The sequence below is a fragment of the Pseudoclavibacter endophyticus genome, assembly GCF_008831085.1.
Classification (GTDB): Bacteria; Actinomycetota; Actinomycetes; order Actinomycetales; family Microbacteriaceae; genus Pseudoclavibacter; species Pseudoclavibacter endophyticus.
Genome location: NZ_WBJY01000004.1, coordinates 363242 through 379943 on the forward strand (window position 1 = coordinate 363242; position 16702 = coordinate 379943).

Sequence of the window (16702 nt, forward strand, 5' to 3'; positions counted from 1 at the left end):
GGCAACGAATTGCCCGCGGCTCTGGCGACTCCAGACAATTGACGCAGCCCGCTCGATCGGCTAGAGCGCAGCATCCGGTTGTGGCGGGATGCTTCGGGTCACGGGTGGGATGCTCCGGGTCACGACCGCGGGCGCGTTCGGCCGCGACTTCCCGCACGGCTAGAATTGCGCCCCGTGTCCGAAACTGCCCAGGGCTTCAGCCCCATCACTCCCGAGGTCGTCGGGGCCGCGCTCGACGCGGGCCTTGCTGCCATCGCTGAGGCGGCCGATGTCGCGGCGTTGAAGACCGTGCGCGCCGCACACCTCGCCGACGGCTCTCCGCTCGCAGCACTGAACGCACAGCTGCGCAACGTGCCGTCCGACCAGAAGAAGGACGTGGGCAAGCTCGTCGGCGGCGCTCGGGGTCAGCTCAACAAGGCGTATGCGGCTCGCGAAGTCGAGCTCGCCGAGACCGAGGCGCGGGCCCAGCTGGAGGCCGAGACGGTCGATGTCACGGCCGGGTTCGAGCGCGACCCTCGCGGTGCTCGCCACCCGCTGCCGGCGCTCATCGACCGCGTGAACGACATCTTCGTCGGCATGGGCTGGGAGGTGGCCGACGGGCCCGAGCTCGAGAACGAGTGGTACAACTTCGACGCGCTCAACTTCGACGCCGACCACCCCGCGCGCGCAATGCAGGACACGTTCTTCGTCGAGCCGGTCGATCGTCATCTCGTGCTGCGCACGCACACGTCCCCCGTGCAGGTGCGCTCGCTCATCGAGCGCGGCGCCCCGCTCTACGTCGTCTGCCCGGGCCGCACGTTCCGCACCGACGAGCTCGACGCGACGCACACGCCCGTGTTCCTGCAGGTCGAGGGACTCGCCATCGACCGCGGGCTCACCATGGCGCACCTGCGGGGCACCCTCGAGCACTTCGCGCGCGCCATGTTCGGCCCCGAGGCGCGCATCCGCCTACGCAACAACTACTTCCCCTTCACCGAGCCGAGCGCGGAGATGGACATCTGGCACCCGGGCGCCAAAGGCGGCCCGCGGTGGATCGAATGGGGCGGTTGCGGCATGGTCCACCCCAACGTGCTCCGGGCGGCCGGCGTCGACCCCGCCGAGTATCAGGGCTTCGCCTTCGGCATGGGCATCGAGCGCACCCTCATGTTCCGCAACGACCTGCAGGACATGCGCGACATGGTCGAGGGTGACGTTCGCTTCAGCGAGCAGTTCGGAATGGTGATCTGATGCGAGTTCCCATCGGTTGGCTCGGCGAGGTCGTCGACCTCGCCGACGACGTGGCGCCGCAAGACGTGCTCGACGCACTCGTGCGCGTCGGGCTCGAGGACGAAGACACGCACGCGTTCGAGATCTCCGGTCCCGTCGTCGTCGGCCAGGTGCTCGAGCGCGTTGCCGAGCCGCAGAGCAACGGCAAGACCATCAACTGGTGCCAGGTGCGCGTCGCCCCCGCCGGGGAGCAGGCGGCCGACGGTGGCGCCGACGTGCGCGGCGTCGTCTGCGGTGCGCACAACTTCGAGGCCGGCGACAAGGTCGTCGTGACCCTTCCGGGTGCGGTGCTGCCCGGAGCGTTCGCGATCGCCGCACGCAAGACCTACGGCCACGTGTCCGACGGCATGATCGCGTCGGCCCGTGAGCTCGGGCTCGGTGACGATCACACGGGCATCCTCGTGCTCTCGCGCCTCGGCCTCGACCCGCTCGTCGGCACCGACGCCATCGAGCTGCTGGGGCTCGACGAGCGCAGCGTCGAGGTCAACGTCACTCCCGACCGCGGCTACGCCATGTCGGTGCGGGGCATCGGGCGTGAGTACTCGCACGCGACGGGCGCGACATTCCACGATCCTGCCCTCCGCCCCGAGCTCGAGGACATCGCGGCAGGCGCGCTCGCGCCCGATGCGGCGTCCGTTCGCGTGCCCGTCACGGTGACGGATGCCCGTGCCGTGCGCAACCAGGACCCGTGCCCGGTGTTCGTCGGCACGGTCGTGACGGGCGTCGACGCCTCCCGCCCGACGCCGCCGTGGATGGTCGCCCGCCTGGCCCTCGCCGGCATCCGATCGCTCGGTGTGCTGGTCGACATCACGAACTACGTCATGATCGAGCTCGGTCAGCCCATCCACGGCTACGACCTCGATCAATTGCGCGGTGGCATCACCGTGCGCCGAGCCGAGGCCGGCGAGAAGCTGCGCACGCTCGACGGCAAGGAGCGCACGCTCAGCGACGAGGACCTGCTGATCACCGACGACCGCGGCCCCATCGGCCTCGCGGGCGTGATGGGCGGCATGGAGACCGAACTCGGCGACTCGACCCGCAACGTGCTCATCGAGGCGGCGAACTTCTCGCCGATCTCGATCGCGCGCACGGCTCGCCGGCACAAACTGCCGAGCGAGGCGTCGCGCCGCTTCGAGCGAGGCGTCGACCCGCGCGTCGCGGTCGCCGCGGCCGCGCGCGTCGCCGAGCTGATGGTGCTGCTCGCGGGCGGGAAGGTGGAGCCGCAGGGGTCGGTGCATGCCCGTGCCCTCGACCCCGAGCCTCTGACCCTCCGTGCATCCCAGCCGGAGGCCGTCATGGGCGTGCACTACACAACCGACGAGATCGTGACGTCGCTGCGCGCCGTCGGTTGCGAGGTCTGGGATGAAGCCGACGGGCTCTTCGGTGTGCGTCCGCCGAGCTGGCGGCCCGACCTCGAGAACGAGGTATCGCTCATCGAGGAGGTCGGGCGCCTCGGCGGCTTCGACCGCATCCCTTCGGTGTTGCCCGTCGCCCCGCCCGGTCGCGGACTCACGCGCGTGCAGCGGCTGCGTCGCCAGACGGCCGACGTGCTGGCGGCCTGGGGCGCCGTCGAGACCCTGAGCTACCCGTTCACGAACGAGGCCGATCGCGATCGGCTCGGCCGCGCCACACCCGGCGCCGTGCCGGCGATCAAGCTCGCCAACGCCCTCGACCCACAGAACGCCTGGTTGCGCACGAGCATGCTGCCCGGTTTGCTGCAGGTCGCGCACCGCAACTGGGCCCGTGGCACGACCGATCTCGCGGTCTTCGAGATCGGCACCGTGTTCCTGCCCGATGAGGGTCGCGCGTACGGGACCGAAACGGTGCCCGGCACGAGCACGCCCCCGACCCCCGCCGAGCTGCAGGCGATCGCCGACGGACTGCCGCGGCAGCCGCGGTGGGTGGGCGCCGTGTTCGCCGGCAACCGTGCGCCGAAGCAGCCGGGCCTCGCCGCCACCCCCTACGCATGGCAGGACGCGCTCGAGGCCGTGCAACGCATCGGGCTTGCGACGGCAGCCGAGTTGCGCGTGCGGCAGGGGAGCCACCAGGCGTTCCACCCGGGCCGCTGCGCCGAGGTGTTCGCGGTTGACGCGGCCACGGGCGAGGAACGGTCGGTCGGTTACGCCGGCGAGCTGCATCCAGACGTGACGGCCTCGTTCGACCTGCCGCGCGTCGTGGCCGCGCTCGACCTCGACCTCGACGTCATCATCGAGTCGGGTCGACGCGAGGTCGAGACGGGCGCGATCGTCGGGTTCCCGGTGGCGACGCAGGACCTGTCGCTCGTGCTGCCGGCCGACGTGCCGGCCGGGGACGTCGAGCGCACGATCGCCGAGGGCGCCGGTTCGCTGCTCGAGCACATCGACCTCGTCGACGACTATCGCGGAGCCGGGCTCGATGAGGGCGAGAAGTCCCTCCTGTTCGCGTTGCGATTCCGCGCTCCGGACCGCACGCTCACGGCCGCCGAGGCGACCGAGTCGAAGGAGGCGGGCGCGGCACTCGCGGCCGAACGGTACGGCGCCCGCATCCGGGCGTAGGGGCGGGCGGCCGCTGTCGCCCCCCGTCCGCGCCTGTCCCGAGGGCTCCTTCTGTCCATCCTTCGAGGCCCCGCAACTCTCGTTCCTTGAGCTTGATGGAGGGGCGGTCACGCTCGGGGTGCTCCTATCGTGGAGCGCAAGGAGCGAGAAGCCAGTGGTTCAGGGCGAGGGATGTTGGCGGTCTCCGGGAGCGGGCAGCCGCGCCGGCGCCGGGCGGCAACGGCGGCGGACGATGGTGAGAACTCTTCGTGAACTACGGTGTGTGTGAGTGGTCTGGCCGCGATTTGGCGAGCGCGGCAGACGGCGATCCCGGCGTCGAAGATGAGGCCAGCGACGCACGTATGGCTCCTGCTGCAGCGATCGCCGTCCCTGTGATCCCTGTCGCGATACTCGCACTGGGCATCGCGGCGGTCATCCTCTTCCTGATCGGGCTCGGGTACGAGCTCGGCCGGATCGTCCAGTGGATCCTGACCGAACAGATATCCGGTCCGTGGATCGTCTGGGACGAGGCGAACCAGGGCCCGGACAGCACCGGCAGCACCGAGGCGCCCGATGAAGTCACGAGCGTGAGCAAGCACGGGCAGGAGCAGATCGAGGGTCGTGACGGCGGCGTCGGAGTCAGTGATGCGGCCATCGAAGACGCGGTCAGCAACCCGATCGAGACCGTGTACGTCCCCGCCACCGACACGTGGAGAATTACGGGAAAGGACGCAGTTGTGGTCCTCAACCCTCAAGGGCGATTGGTGACTGCGTGGGCGACGAACAGCAGGGGCTACAGGTGACGAATGTCCATCATTGACGATCTTGACCCAGACGGTGCCGCGTTTATAGTCGAGCTTCTCGCGGCACACGATCGACCTCTTCTGGCCGATCTTTCTCGGGATGAGGTACTGACGCATGATCGATACATGCGCCTTCACTCAGCATTCGCGAATGGTCTCGAGTTCCTGCCCCCCGATTGGGAGCCGACGCCGCGGACGCTGCGCATCGAGCGGCTCGTCGACAAAGTCGTGCGCCTCTGGGTCGAGAAGTACGAGGCGCTAGCCGGCGACGCAGAGCAACGGGACTAGCGAAGAATGGTCGCTCCGCTCGGCTAGCCCTGTGCCCTGTGCCCTGTGCCCTGTGCCCTACGACCCGGCCTCGCGCAGCGCCGCCTCGAGCGCCACCCAGGAGAGCATGGCGCACTTCACGCGCATGACGAATTTCGCCACCCCCCGGAACGCGACGGCGTCTTCGAGAAGCTCCTCGACCTCGTCCGAGGGCTCGGCGCCCCCGCGCGTGCGCAGCATCTCGCGGAAGGCGTCGACGCGCTCGCGGGTCTCGGCGGTCGTGGCACCGAGGGAGAGGTCGCAGAGCACCGAGGCCGAGGCCATCGAGATGCTGCACCCGTCGCCCTCCCAGGCGATCGCCTCGATGATCCTGCCCGCACCGTTCGAGTCGCCCGTGGTGTCCGCGGCCTCGCCCTGCGAAGAGGTCCCAAGCCGGATGCGCATGGTCAGCTCATCGCCGCAGCTCGGGTTGCGTTCGAAGTGCGCCGCGTCGTGCGGGTCGAGCGGGCCCTCGCCGATGCGGCGCCTGGCGTGGTCGAGGATGACTTGCTGGTAGAGCGAGTCCAGCGCCATCACGAGGCGGCCCCGCCGACCCCGAAGTAGCCGCGCACGCCCGCCAGCACGTCGAGCAACCGGTCGACGTCTGCGCGAGACGTGTACAGGTAGGTGCTCGCGCGCGTCGTTGCCGTGAGGCCGAGCCGCCGGTGCAGCGGCTGGGCACAGTGGTGCCCGCCACGCGCGGCGATGCCCTCCGCGTCGAGGAACTGGGTGACGTCGTGCGCGTGCACGCCGTCGACCGCGAAGCTGGCGAGCCCGGCACGGACGGTGCCGGCCGCTGGCCCGAGGACGCGCACGCCGGGAATCGCGGAGAGACCGGCTGCGAGCCGCTCGCCGAGCTCGTGCTCGTGGGCCTCGACGCGGTCCATGCCGACGGCCTCGAGGTAGCGAACGGCCTCGGCGAGGGCGACGGCCTGGGAAACGGGCTGCGTCCCCGCCTCGAACCGCATGGGAGCATCCATGAACTCGCTGCGCTCAAGCGTGACCGTCGTGATCATCGATCCGCCCGTTCGAGCGGGAGGGAGGGCCGCCAGGAACTCGCGCCGTCCGTACAGGATGCCGAGCCCGTTCGGGCCGAGCATCTTATGGGCCGAGAACGCCACCGCATCGACGCCGAGCGCGTGCAGGTCGAGCGGGCGGTGCGGCGCCGACTGGCAGGCGTCGAGCACCGTGATGGCACCCACCGAGCGGGCAATGGCGACGACGTCGTCGACGGGGGCGATGAGCCCAGTGACGTTCGAGATGTGGGAGAACGCGATGACGCGGGTGCGGTCGGTCACGACGGCGCGCAGGTCGTCGATCGTCCACGTGCCGTCGTCGGCCACGGGCACGACACGCACCACGGCGCCGGTCGACTGCGCGACCTGCTGCCACGGCACGAGGTTCGCGTGATGCTCGGCCTCGGTGAAGACGATCTCGTCGCCCTCGCGCAGGGCGACCGAGGCGGATGCCTCACCGCCGAAGCCGTGCGACGCCCGGTCGATGCCGAGTGCGATCATGCCGAGCGCATCGGTGGCGTTGAGCGCCCACGCGATCTCGTCGGCGTCGGCCCCGACGAACGACGCGACCGTCTCGCGGGCGAGCTCGAACGCCTCGGTCGATCGGGCCGCGAGCGTGTGGGCGCCGCGGTGGACGGCACCGTTGTCGCGCTCGAGGAAGGCCCGCTCGGTGTCGAGCACGGCAGTCGGCCGCTGGGCGGTGGCTCCCGAGTCGAGATAGATGAGGCGGTGGTCGTCGAGCGGCTGGTTCAGGACGGGGAAATCGGCGCGGACGCGCTCGACCTCGGCCTCGCTCAGCGCCGTCGCGGCGCGCGGAGAACGGCTTGATGTGCCGAGGGACGCGCCCTCGGAGAGGTGCGCAGCGTGGGTCACGGTGACTCCTTTTCGATCGACACGCCAGCCTAACGACGCCTCGCCGCGCGGCCTCCGAGATGACGTCACACGTTCGCTGAGGGCATGCGCGGGATGCGAGCGATCGCGGTGGCTGTGGCCGTCCGGATTCATGCGCGCCTCTAGGATGGTCGGCATGTCGTACTCCGTCGCAGTCGCAGGTGCATCCGGGTACGCGGGTGGCGAGTTGCTTCGCCTGCTCGCGCAGCATCCGGAGCTCGACGTGCGAACGGCCACGGCCTTCACGAACGCCGGGGAGCGTGTCACCTCGGTTCACCCGCACCTCGCCAGTTACTCCGGCATGACGTTCGCGAAGACCGAGGCGGAGCAGCTGCGCGGACACGACGTCGTGTTCTTCGCCCTGCCGCACGGCGCTTCGGGGGCGCTCTCGGCCGAGCTCGCCGCCGACGGCGCCGACACCGTGCTCGCCGACTGCGGGGCCGATCACCGCCTCGAATCGACGGACGACTGGGCCGACTACTACGGCAGCGAGTTTGCCGGCACGTGGACCTACGGGCTCCCGGAGCTCGTGCTCGCCGACGGGGGGCGGCAGCGCGAACTGCTCCGCGGAGCGCGTGAAATCGCGGTGCCCGGCTGCAACGTCACGGCGGTCACGCTCGCCCTCGCGCCCGCGATCAACGCGGGCCTCGTCGAGGCGGCCGACCTCACCGCGGTCCTGGCGGTCGGGCCGTCGGGCGCCGGCAAGAAGGCGTCGACGACGCTGCTCGGCGCCGAGCTCATGGGCTCGGCCAACCCGTACGGGACCGACGGCGGGCACCGCCACAACCCCGAGATTCGTCAGAACCTGCGCCGCGCGGGCGGTCGGCCCGTCACCCTCGCGTTCACGCCCGTGCTCGTGCCGATGGCCCGCGGCATTCTCGCGACCACGACGGCGAAGCTCGCGTCGGGTGCAGCCCTCGACGACCTTCGCGCCGCCTACGAACGGGTCTACGGCGACGAGCGCTTCGTCGACCTGCTTCCCGCGGGGGAGTGGCCGCGCACGGGCGACGTCACGGGCTCGAACAGGGCGGCGATCGGCATCGGCGTCGATGAGCGCGCGCGACGGCTCGTCGCCGTGAGCGCGATCGACAACCTCGGCAAGGGCACTGCAGGTGCGGCGATCCAGTCGGTCAACCTTGCGCTCGGGCTCGATGAGACCCGTGGCCTGCCTATCGACGGCGTCGCCCCGTGACGGTCACCGCCCCGAAGGGGTTCCGCGCCGCCGGTGTTCCGGCTGGGCTCAAGTCGACGGGTGCGCGCGACGTCGCGGTCGTGGTCAACGACGGCCCGAGTGCAGCGGCGGCGGCCGTGTTCACCTCGAATCGCTGCAAGGCCAACCCGGTGCTGTGGTCAGAGCGGGCCATCGCCGACGGCACGGCCTCCGCCATCGTGCTCAATTCGGGGGGCGCGAACTGCTACACGGGGAGTTTCGGGTTTCAGACCACGCACGAGACCGCCGAGCTCGCCGGTGAGCTGTTCGGCGTTTCGGCCGTCGACGTCCTCGTCTGCTCGACAGGCCTTATCGGCACTGGCGACGAGACGTTCCGACAGCGGGTGCTCGAGGGCACGCGAGCCGCGGCTGGAGCGCTCTCCGGTGGCGGCGGTCAGGATGCGGCCGAAGCGATCATGACGACCGATACGGTCGCGAAGACCGCGGTTCGCGAGGGCGCCGGCTACACGATCGGCGCGATGGCGAAGGGTGCGGGCATGCTGGCGCCCGGCCTCGCCACGATGCTCGTCGTCATCACGACCGACGCGGATGTCGAGCCGCCCGCGCTCGATGGCGCGCTCCGGGCGGCGACGGCCGCGACCTTCGACCGGCTCGACTCCGACGGCTGCATGTCGACGAACGACACGGTCGCGCTGCTCGCATCGGGAGCATCCGGCGTCACCCCTGAACCGGGCGAGTTCACGCGTCTGCTCACCGACTTGTGCCACGACCTCGCCGGTCAGCTGCAGCGCGACGCGGAAGGCGCGAGCCACGACGTCGACATCACGACGACGGGCGCGGCCAGCGAGGCCGAGGCACTCGAGGTTTCGCGCGCGGTGAGCCGCTCCAACCTCTTCAAGGCGGCCATCTTCGGCAATGACCCCAACTGGGGGCGCGTCCTCGCGGCCGCCGGAACCACGAACGCGGCCTTCGATCCGCACGACCTCGACGTGACGATCAACGGCGTCATGGTTTGCAAGGCGGGCACGCCCCACGAGCCGGCCGAGTCGGTCGATCTCACGCCGCGCGCCACGACCGTGCTCATCGATCTGCACGCGGGCGACGCCAGCGCGACGATTCGCACCAACGATCTGACGCACGCCTACGTGCACGAGAACAGCGCGTACTCGTCGTAGTAGCGGAAGGGGAATGCCGTGGCCGATGCAGACGACCGCAGCCGGGACCTCGCGAGCGCTCGCCGCGCGGCGACGGCGAAGGTCGAGACGCTCATCGAGGCATTGCCCTGGATGCAGCGGTTCAACGGACAGATCGTCGTGGTGAAGTTCGGTGGCAACGCGATGGTCGACGCGGAGCTGCTCGACGCGTTTGCGGCGGATATCGCCTTCCTGCGCTACGCGGGCGTGCGGCCCGTCGTCGTGCACGGCGGCGGCCCGCACATCTCGCGCATGCTGCAGACCCTGCAGATCCCGAGCGAGTTCCGCGACGGGTACCGGTACACGTCGCCGGAGGCCATGGAGGTCGTGCGCATGGTGCTCGGCGGTCAGGTCGCTCGCGAGCTCGTCGCCGCCATCAATGAGGTCGCGCCGATCGCCACCGGCACGAGCGGGGAGGACGCCGGCCTGTTCCAGGCGCGCCGCAAGACGCGCGACGCCGAAGGCAACGAGATCGACCTCGGGCTCGTCGGCGACATCGTCGCGGTCGACCCCCGCGTCGTGGCGGCCGACGTCGCGGCGGGGCGAATCCCCGTCATCTCGACGATCGCCTCCGACATCGATGAGCCGCGGCACGCGCTCAACATCAACGCTGATCGCGCGGCCGCGGCCCTCGCCGCGGCACTCGGGGCCGCCAAGCTCATCATGCTGACCGACGTCGCCGGCCTCTATCGGAACTGGCCCGACACCGACTCGCTCGTGTCGGAGATCACGGCGGACGAATTGCGCGAGCTGTTGCCGACGCTCGAGTCGGGCATGATCCCGAAGGTGCAGGCTTGCATCGAAGCCGTCGACGGCGGAGTTGAGCAGGCCGCCATCATCGACGGCCGCGAGCCGCACGCCATCCTGCTCGAGGTCTTCACGGCCGCCGGCTTCGGCACGGCAGTGCGGGCGTGACGGCGCAGCCCTGCTGCTGCCATACCCTCGAGTTCCCCATGTCTCACTGAAAGGCCCGAACGTGACCCGCCACTTCCTCCGCGACGACGACCTCTCTCCGGCCGAGCAGCTCGAGGTGCTCGACCTCGCGGCGCGGCTCAAGGCCGACCGTTTCGCCGAGCGCCCGCTCGAGGGCGGCAAGACGGTCGCGGTGTTCTTCGACAAGACCTCGACGCGCACGCGCGTGTCGTTCCACGTCGGCATCAGCGACCTCGGCGGTTCCCCGCTCATCATCTCGAGCGAGTCGAGCCAGCTCGGCGGCAAGGAGTCGATCGGCGACACGGCGAGGGTGCTCGAGCGCATGGTCGAAGCGGTCGTGTGGCGCACCTACGCCCAGTCGGGGCTCGAGGAGATGGCGGCGGGCACGTCCGTGCCCGTCGTCAACGCGCTGAGCGACGACTTCCACCCGTGCCAGCTCCTCGCCGACCTGCAGACGGTGCGCGAGCGCCGCGGCGACCTGCCCGGGCAGGCCGTCGCGTTCTTTGGCGACGGGGCCAGCAACATGGGCAACTCGTATCTGCTGGCCTGCGCGACGGCGGGGATGCACGTGCGGATCTGCGCGCCGGGCGCGTTCCAGCCCGCCGCCGAGGTCATTGCCGATGCGACCCGCATCGCCGCCGAGACGGGAGGGTCGGTCACGGTCACGGACGACCCGGCCGCCGCGGCCAGGGGCGCGGACGTCATGGTCACGGACACGTGGGTGTCGATGGGGGTCGAGGGCGAGAAGCAGCAGCGCATCGACGCGCTCGCTCCGTTCCAGGTGACGTCGGAGCTCATGGGGCTCGCCGCCGACGATGCCATGTTCTTGCACTGCCTGCCCGCCTACCGCGGGTACGAGGTGCAGGCCGAGGTGATCGACGGTCCGGCATCGGCGGTCTGGGACGAGGCCGAGAACCGGGTGCATGCGCAGAAGGCGCTGCTCGCGTGGCTGCTGGCGAAGAACGCGCCGAGTGCCGCTCACGAGAGGTGAAACGAAGGGCGGGCCGCTGAGGGCTTCGCCCGGTGATCTCGCCCCTCACGCACGGGGCTTTCTTTTTTGGACTCGATTCAAGAATGCTACCGTCGGAGTATGCAGTTCGAACTCCATGCCCTCGGACGAGTCGGCACGGCATTCGCCGCGTCCGGAGCGGCAGCATCCAGGTCAGCAGCATCCACGTCAGCAGCATCCGGGACAGCTGCGCCCGGAACGTATTCGCGCCGGGACGCCGCGCCGCTGCCGCCCGTCGACGACCTGCTGCGGCCCGATGGCATCGTCGACTACCGGGCCGGCCTCGCCCTGCAAGAGGTACTCAGGGGCGAGTCGGTCGCCGGCGACCGCGGCCCGACCCTACTGCTCCTCGAGCACACGCCCGTCTACACGGCCGGCCGCAGCGCCGACGAGGACGAATACCCCTATGACGGCACCGAGGTTGTGCCGATCGACCGCGGCGGCCGTGTCACGTGGCACGGCCCCGGCCAGCTCGTGGCCTACCTGATCGGACGGCTGGCCGCGCCCTTCGACGCAGCCGGCCTCGTGCGCGACCTCGAGGCGTCGCTCATCGAGGCGATCGCGGGCAGCGGCGTCGAGTCGAGCGCCGTGAAAGGGCGCCCCGGCGTGTGGTGCCCCTCGGATGCCCGGGGCCCGGCCCGCAAGATCGCCGCGATCGGTCTCTCGGTGCGTCGCGGGGTGACGATGCACGGCGTGGCGCTGAACTGTAGCAATGACCTGCGTCCCTTCGGAACCATCGTTCCCTGCGGCATCAGCGACGCGGGGGTCACGAGCATCACCGAGGAGCGGAGGGGAGGCGAGGCGGTGACGCCCGTCGCCGTCGCCCCGGTCCTCGCGGAGGCGATCGAGCGTCGCGTCGCCTGGCGATACGCCACCGCCACGGCCGGCTCGGCCGGGGCTGCCGATGCGGTAGAGGTGGCCGGCGCGGCCGAGGTGGCCGACGCGGCCACCCGAGAGGAGGCGGCCGCGTGACTGCAGCACCGCGCCAGCCGCGAAAGCCTGAAGTGCGACAGCCCGACGCCCGCCAGCCGAGACAGCCCGATGCGCGACAGCCCGACGGCCGCCGCCTCCTTCGCGTCGAGCAGCGCAACAGCGCGGTGCCGATCGAGAAGAAGCCCGACTGGATCCGCACGACGCACCGCCAGGGTCCCGAGTTCACGGCGCTGAAGGAGCTCGTGACCGAGCAGCGCCTGCACACGGTCTGCGAGGAGGCCGGATGCCCCAATCAGTCGGAGTGTTGGGAGGATCGCGAGGCGACGTTCCTCATCGGCGGCGCCCAGTGCACGCGCCGATGCGACTTCTGCCAGATCGACACGGGCAGGCCCGAGCGCCTCGACGTGCTGGAGCCCCGCCGCGTCGCCGACTCGGTGCGGCGCATGGGGCTGAACTATGCCACCGCCACCGGGGTCGCCCGAGACGACCTCGAGGACGAGGGGTCGTGGCTCTACGCCGAAACGGTCCGAGCCATCCATGCGATGAATCCGGCAACGGGCGTCGAGCTCCTCATTCCCGATTTCTCGGGCGACCACGATCACCTTGAGCGCATCGTCGAGTCAGCGCCCGAGGTCTTCGCGCACAACGTCGAGACGGTCCCGCGCATCTTCAAGCGCATCCGCCCCGCATTCACGTTCGAGCGGTCGCTCGACGTCATCCGCTACGGCAAGCGACGCGGGCTCGTGACGAAGTCGAACCTGATCCTCGGCATGGGCGAGACCGACGATGAGATCCTCGAGGCCATGCGGGCTCTCCACGAGGCCGGGTGCGACCTGCTCACGATCACCCAGTACCTGCGGCCCTCGCCGCGCCACCACCCCGTCGATCGGTGGGTCGAGCCGGAGCGGTTCGTCGAGTTCGACGAGGCGGCGCGCGAGATCGGCTTCCTTGGCGTGCTGTCGGGCCCGCTCGTGCGCTCGTCGTATCGGGCGGGTCGCCTGTGGGCGTCTGCCATGCGCGCGCTCGGGCGTGACCTCCCCGAGCACCTCGCTCACCTCGAGCGCGAGGGCGCCTCGCGGCAGGAGGCCCGCGCGGTCGTCGCCGCCCGGCGCGAGCGGCCCGCACGCTCGGCCGTCCGGCTCACGCCGTCAGCGGCGGCGCGAGCGGCGACGGAGCGGGTCGCCGCCGTCTAGACTCGGGCGGGTTGCCCTCAGCGGCAGCGATGCGCACGAAGGAGCACTCATGACGGCACGCACGGTTCCCGCCGCGACCGGCGGCATCCCGCTCTCGCCCGAGGCAGACGGGTGAGCGCCATCGACCGCAATGAACGAGCCGGCGAGGCGGGTGCCCTGTGGGGCGGGCGGTTCGCGGGCGGGCCGTCGCCAGAGCTGGCCCGCCTGTCGAAGTCGACGCACTTCGACTGGGAGCTCGCGCACTACGATTTGGCGGGCTCGCGCGCCCACGCGACCGCCCTGCACGCGGCCGGGTACCTGAGCGATGACGAGCTCAGCGGCATGCTGGATGCGATCGGCACGCTCGAAACCCGCGTCGTCTCCGGCGAGTTCGTCGCCGCCGAGTCCGATGAGGATGTGCACTCGGCACTCGAACGCGGCCTCGTCGAGATCGCCGGTCCCGAGCTCGGCGGCAAGCTGCGCGCCGGCCGAAGCCGGAACGACCAGATCGCGACGTTCATCCGCATGTACCTGCGCGACAAATCAGCCGTGCTCGGTGGCATGGTCGCCGAGCTCGCGCGCGTCATCGCCGACCAGGCCGAGGCGAACCAAGACGTCATCATGCCCGGCCGCACCCATTTGCAGCACGCGCAGCCGGTGACCCTCGCGCACCAGCTGCTGGCGCACGCCTGGCCGCTCGCCCGCGACCTCGACCGGCTGTCGGATCTTGGCCGCCGCCTGGACGAGTCGCCGTACGGCTCCGGCGCGCTCGCGGGCTCGACGCTTGGCCTCGACGCCTCGCTCGTGGCGCACGAGCTCGGCTTCTCGAGCTCGGTCGCGAACTCGATCGATGGCACGGCGAGCCGCGATCTCGTGGCCGAGTTCGCGTTCGTGGCAGCGCAGATCGGCATCGACGTCTCGCGCTTGGCCGAAGAATTCATCGTGTGGAACACGAAGGAGTTCAGCTTCATCACGCTCGATGACGCGTGGTCGACCGGCTCGAGCATCATGCCGCAGAAGAAGAACCCCGACATCGCCGAGCTCGCCCGAGGCAAAGCGGGACGTCTCATCGGCAACCTCACCGGTCTGCTCGCAACGCTCAAGGCGCTGCCGCTCGCCTACAACCGCGACCTGCAGGAGGACAAAGAGCCCGTCTTCGACTCGGTCCAGACGCTCGAGGTGCTGCTGCCGGCGTTCACCGGCATGGTCGCGACGACCACATTCCACGGCGACCGGATGCGTGAGCTTGCGCCGCAGGGATTCTCGCTTGCCACTGACGTCGCCGAGTGGCTTGTGAAGCAACGCGTGCCGTTCCGCGACGCGCATGAGCTCTCGGGTGCCTGCGTTCGGCTCGCCGAGTCGAAGGGCATCGATCTGAACGGCCTGAGCGACGATGACTTCGCCGGCGTCTCGCCTCTGCTCACGCCCGAGGTGCGCAGCGTGCTCACGGTCGACGGCTCGGTCGCCACGCGAGACGGTCGCGGCGGCACGTCGCCCGCGCGACTGGCCGAGCAGCTCGACGAGCTGCGGGAACGGCTCGACGAGCTGGCTCCAGACGGGACCGACGATTCAGGTCGGTGACGCTCCCGTGCCTGAGTACGATTGAGCGTGTGACTGAAGCTACATCGGCCGTGCAGGCCAACGACCCGACGTTCGAGAACATTTTCGACGAACTCGAGTGGCGCGGCTATATTCACGTCTCAACCGATCCCGACAACCTCCGTGCCAAGCTCGGGGGAGATCCGATCACGTACTACTGCGGGTTCGACCCGACGGCGCCCAGTCTGCATCTCGGCCACCTCGTGCAGCTGCTGCTGCTCCGTCGACTGCAACTTGCGGGCCACAAGCCCCTCGGCCTCGTCGGCGGCTCGACGGGCCTCGTGGGTGACCCTCGTCCGACGGCCGAGCGGCAGCTGCACTCCCGCGACGTCGTCGCCGAGTGGACGTCGCGGCTGCGCGATCAGATCGGTAACTACCTGTCGTTCGAGGGCGAGAACGCCGCCCGGATGGTCAACAACCTCGACTGGACCGCTCCGCTCAGCGCCATCGACTTCCTCCGCGACATCGGCAAGCACTTCCGCGTCGGCGCGATGCTCAAGAAGGATGCCGTGGCCGCGCGCCTGAACAGCGAGGCCGGCATCTCGTACACCGAGTTCAGCTACCAGGTCCTGCAGGCGCTCGACTACCTGGAGCTCTACCGCCAGTACGACTGCGTGCTGCAGACGGGCGGGAGCGATCAGTGGGGCAATCTCACGGGCGGGGTCGACCTCATCCGGCGCGTCGAAGGGGCGCAGGTCCACGCGCTCGGTTCGCCGCTCATCACGAACTCCGACGGTACGAAGTTCGGCAAATCCGAGGGAAACGCGATCTGGATCGACGCGTCGCTCACCTCGCCGTATGCCTTCTACCAGTTCTGGCTCAACACCGACGATGCCGACGTCGTCGCCCGGTTGAAGGTCTTCACCTTCTTCACGCGCGACGAGATCGCCGAGCTCGAGCGGCTCGTCGCCGACGAGCCCTACCGGCGAGCCGCCCAGCGCGCGCTCGCCCGGGCGGTGACCGAGCTCGTGCACGGTACCGCCGCGACCGAGGCCGCCATCGCTGCGAGCGAGGCCCTGTTCGGCCAGGGCGACCTCGGTGCGCTCGACGCCGAAACGCTTCGAGCCGCGGTCGACGAACTCCCGAATGCGCAAGCGCGTCTGGGGGTGCCGGTCGCCCAGGCGCTCGTCGACACCGGGCTCGCGACGAGTCTCGGCGAGGCGAGGCGATTCATCGCCCAAGGCGGCGTTTCGGTCAACAACGTCAAGATCGCCGACGAGTCGGCCCACCTCTCCGACGCGGACCGACTGCCCGGGGGGCACGTCATCGTCCGCCGAGGCAAGAAGAGCCTTGCGGGCCTGACCCTGACCGCGTGACGTGACGGCAGCGTGTTCCGTGACGGCAGCGTGTTCCGACCGCCTCGCCGCCTGATCCGTGGGGATGCAGCGGCCCCGACGCGTAGCGACACGCCCGGGTGTTGAGCTGGATTGCGGGGCTACCGCGTTCTGCGTAATGTATCCACTCGTTGCCACGGAGGCGGTCGCCGCGAGAGCGAGGCCGGCCGAGCCGGGCAGCATCGAAAACGAGGGCGAGTGAGGCTCAGCCTCATCTCCTCGTTGCCGCATCACCGCGGTACCAACGGCACTGGCCCCACGGGCCAGCCGATGGTGAACACCTTGCAACATCAAGGTGAACGCGGTATGATGTAGCGGTTGCTCGTACTGAAGGCCGTGAGGCTGGTGGTGCGGTGCGTCCGATCCTTGAGAACTCAACAGCGTGCACACATTGTCAAATGCCAAATTATTTGGCCTGGTGGTGTCCTTTTTGGATGCTTCAGGTTTTTTTGGATTGATGGATCGTCAGTATGATGGTTTGTTAGTCTGGATCATTCTCTGCATTTGCGTGCTGCGTTTTCGTGGTGCGTGAGTGTTTTTGTTTTTTATGGAGAGTTTGATCC

Annotated in this window: 14 protein-coding genes; 12 read left to right on the forward strand and 2 right to left on the reverse strand. The window is 69.8% G+C overall.

All coding sequences use genetic code 11. The features are described from left to right. The first annotated feature begins 174 nt into the window (after positions 1 to 174). The 4 genes from pheS (at position 175) to F8O04_RS14915 (ending at position 4870) form a co-directional block, all read left to right on the forward strand. The gene (pheS, locus tag F8O04_RS14600) at positions 175 to 1227 is read left to right on the forward strand and encodes a phenylalanine--tRNA ligase subunit alpha (RefSeq protein WP_158030112.1); all 1053 of its coding nucleotides are present in this window, start codon (positions 175 to 177) and stop codon (positions 1225 to 1227) included. After that, positions 1227 to 3800 carry a phenylalanine--tRNA ligase subunit beta gene (gene pheT, locus F8O04_RS14605; RefSeq protein WP_158030113.1) on the forward strand — a complete coding sequence of 858 codons (2574 nt, stop codon included), beginning with the start codon at positions 1227 to 1229 and terminating at the stop codon, positions 3798 to 3800. The genes pheS and pheT overlap by 1 nt, the downstream gene beginning before the upstream one ends. Positions 3801 to 4141: 341 nt before the next feature. Next, complete coding sequence (locus F8O04_RS14610) at positions 4142 to 4582, forward strand: hypothetical protein (RefSeq protein WP_158030114.1); 441 nt, start codon at positions 4142 to 4144, stop codon at positions 4580 to 4582. A gap of 126 nt (positions 4583 to 4708) precedes the next feature. Then, positions 4709 to 4870 carry a hypothetical protein gene (locus F8O04_RS14915; RefSeq protein WP_188726484.1) on the forward strand — a complete coding sequence of 54 codons (162 nt, stop codon included), beginning with the start codon at positions 4709 to 4711 and terminating at the stop codon, positions 4868 to 4870. Between the two features lie 57 nt (positions 4871 to 4927). On the opposite strand, the gene sufU is transcribed toward F8O04_RS14915, so the two are convergent. After that, positions 4928 to 5422 carry a Fe-S cluster assembly sulfur transfer protein SufU gene (gene sufU / locus F8O04_RS14615; RefSeq protein ID WP_158030145.1) on the reverse strand — a complete coding sequence of 165 codons (495 nt, stop codon included), beginning with the start codon at positions 5420 to 5422 and terminating at the stop codon, positions 4928 to 4930. Continuing rightward, on the reverse strand, positions 5422 to 6702 hold the full coding sequence (locus F8O04_RS14620; protein WP_225735116.1) for an aminotransferase class V-fold PLP-dependent enzyme: 1281 nt from the start codon (positions 6700 to 6702) through the stop codon (positions 5422 to 5424). Before F8O04_RS14620 ends, sufU begins: the two co-directional genes overlap by 1 nt. Before the next feature lie 229 nt (positions 6703 to 6931). Here F8O04_RS14620 and argC point away from each other — a divergent pair, with 229 nt between their 5' ends. The 8 genes from argC (at position 6932) to tyrS (ending at position 16121) form a co-directional block, all read left to right on the forward strand. Further along, the gene (argC, locus tag F8O04_RS14625; protein WP_158030115.1) at positions 6932 to 7987 is read left to right on the forward strand and encodes an N-acetyl-gamma-glutamyl-phosphate reductase; all 1056 of its coding nucleotides are present in this window, start codon (positions 6932 to 6934) and stop codon (positions 7985 to 7987) included. Next, positions 7984 to 9141, forward strand: a complete 1158-nt coding sequence (argJ, locus tag F8O04_RS14630) for a bifunctional glutamate N-acetyltransferase/amino-acid acetyltransferase ArgJ (protein ID WP_158030116.1) — start codon at positions 7984 to 7986, stop codon at positions 9139 to 9141. Before argC ends, argJ begins: the two co-directional genes overlap by 4 nt. Before the next feature lie 18 nt (positions 9142 to 9159). Beyond that, the gene (argB, locus tag F8O04_RS14635) at positions 9160 to 10074 is read left to right on the forward strand and encodes an acetylglutamate kinase (RefSeq protein ID WP_373285881.1); all 915 of its coding nucleotides are present in this window, start codon (positions 9160 to 9162) and stop codon (positions 10072 to 10074) included. A 61-nt stretch (positions 10075 to 10135) separates the two neighbouring features. Continuing rightward, a complete protein-coding gene (gene argF, locus F8O04_RS14640; protein ID WP_158030117.1) occupies positions 10136 to 11083 on the forward strand; it encodes an ornithine carbamoyltransferase in 948 nt (315 codons plus the stop codon). Between the two features lie 99 nt (positions 11084 to 11182). Further along, positions 11183 to 12073: a lipoyl(octanoyl) transferase LipB gene (lipB, locus tag F8O04_RS14645; RefSeq protein ID WP_158030118.1), complete on the forward strand. Its 891-nt coding sequence runs from the start codon at positions 11183 to 11185 to the stop codon at positions 12071 to 12073. Positions 12074 to 12105: 32 nt separating this feature from the next. After that, complete coding sequence (gene lipA, locus F8O04_RS14650; RefSeq protein ID WP_158030148.1) at positions 12106 to 13227, forward strand: lipoyl synthase; 1122 nt, start codon at positions 12106 to 12108, stop codon at positions 13225 to 13227. Positions 13228 to 13347: 120 nt separating this feature from the next. Further along, positions 13348 to 14787, forward strand: coding sequence for an argininosuccinate lyase (argH, locus tag F8O04_RS14655; RefSeq protein ID WP_188726516.1), 1440 nt, complete (start codon positions 13348 to 13350; stop codon positions 14785 to 14787). Between the two features lie 29 nt (positions 14788 to 14816). Then, a complete protein-coding gene (gene tyrS / locus F8O04_RS14660; RefSeq protein ID WP_158030120.1) occupies positions 14817 to 16121 on the forward strand; it encodes a tyrosine--tRNA ligase in 1305 nt (434 codons plus the stop codon). Positions 16122 to 16702 lie beyond the last annotated feature (581 nt).

What these genes read in the sequence shown, in the direction of transcription:
- pheT (WP_158030113.1), top strand. Translation starts at nt 1,227, where the DNA reads ATGCGAGTTCCCATCGGTTGGCTCGGCGAGGTCGTCGACCTCGCCGAC.
- F8O04_RS14610 (WP_158030114.1), top strand. Translation starts at nt 4,142, where the DNA reads ATGGCTCCTGCTGCAGCGATCGCCGTCCCTGTGATCCCTGTCGCGATA.
- F8O04_RS14915 (WP_188726484.1), top strand. Translation starts at nt 4,709, where the DNA reads ATGCGCCTTCACTCAGCATTCGCGAATGGTCTCGAGTTCCTGCCCCCC.
- sufU (WP_158030145.1), bottom strand. Translation starts at nt 5,422, where the DNA reads ATGGCGCTGGACTCGCTCTACCAGCAAGTCATCCTCGACCACGCCAGG.
- argC (WP_158030115.1), top strand. Translation starts at nt 6,932, where the DNA reads ATGTCGTACTCCGTCGCAGTCGCAGGTGCATCCGGGTACGCGGGTGGC.
- lipB (WP_158030118.1), top strand. Translation starts at nt 11,183, where the DNA reads ATGCAGTTCGAACTCCATGCCCTCGGACGAGTCGGCACGGCATTCGCC.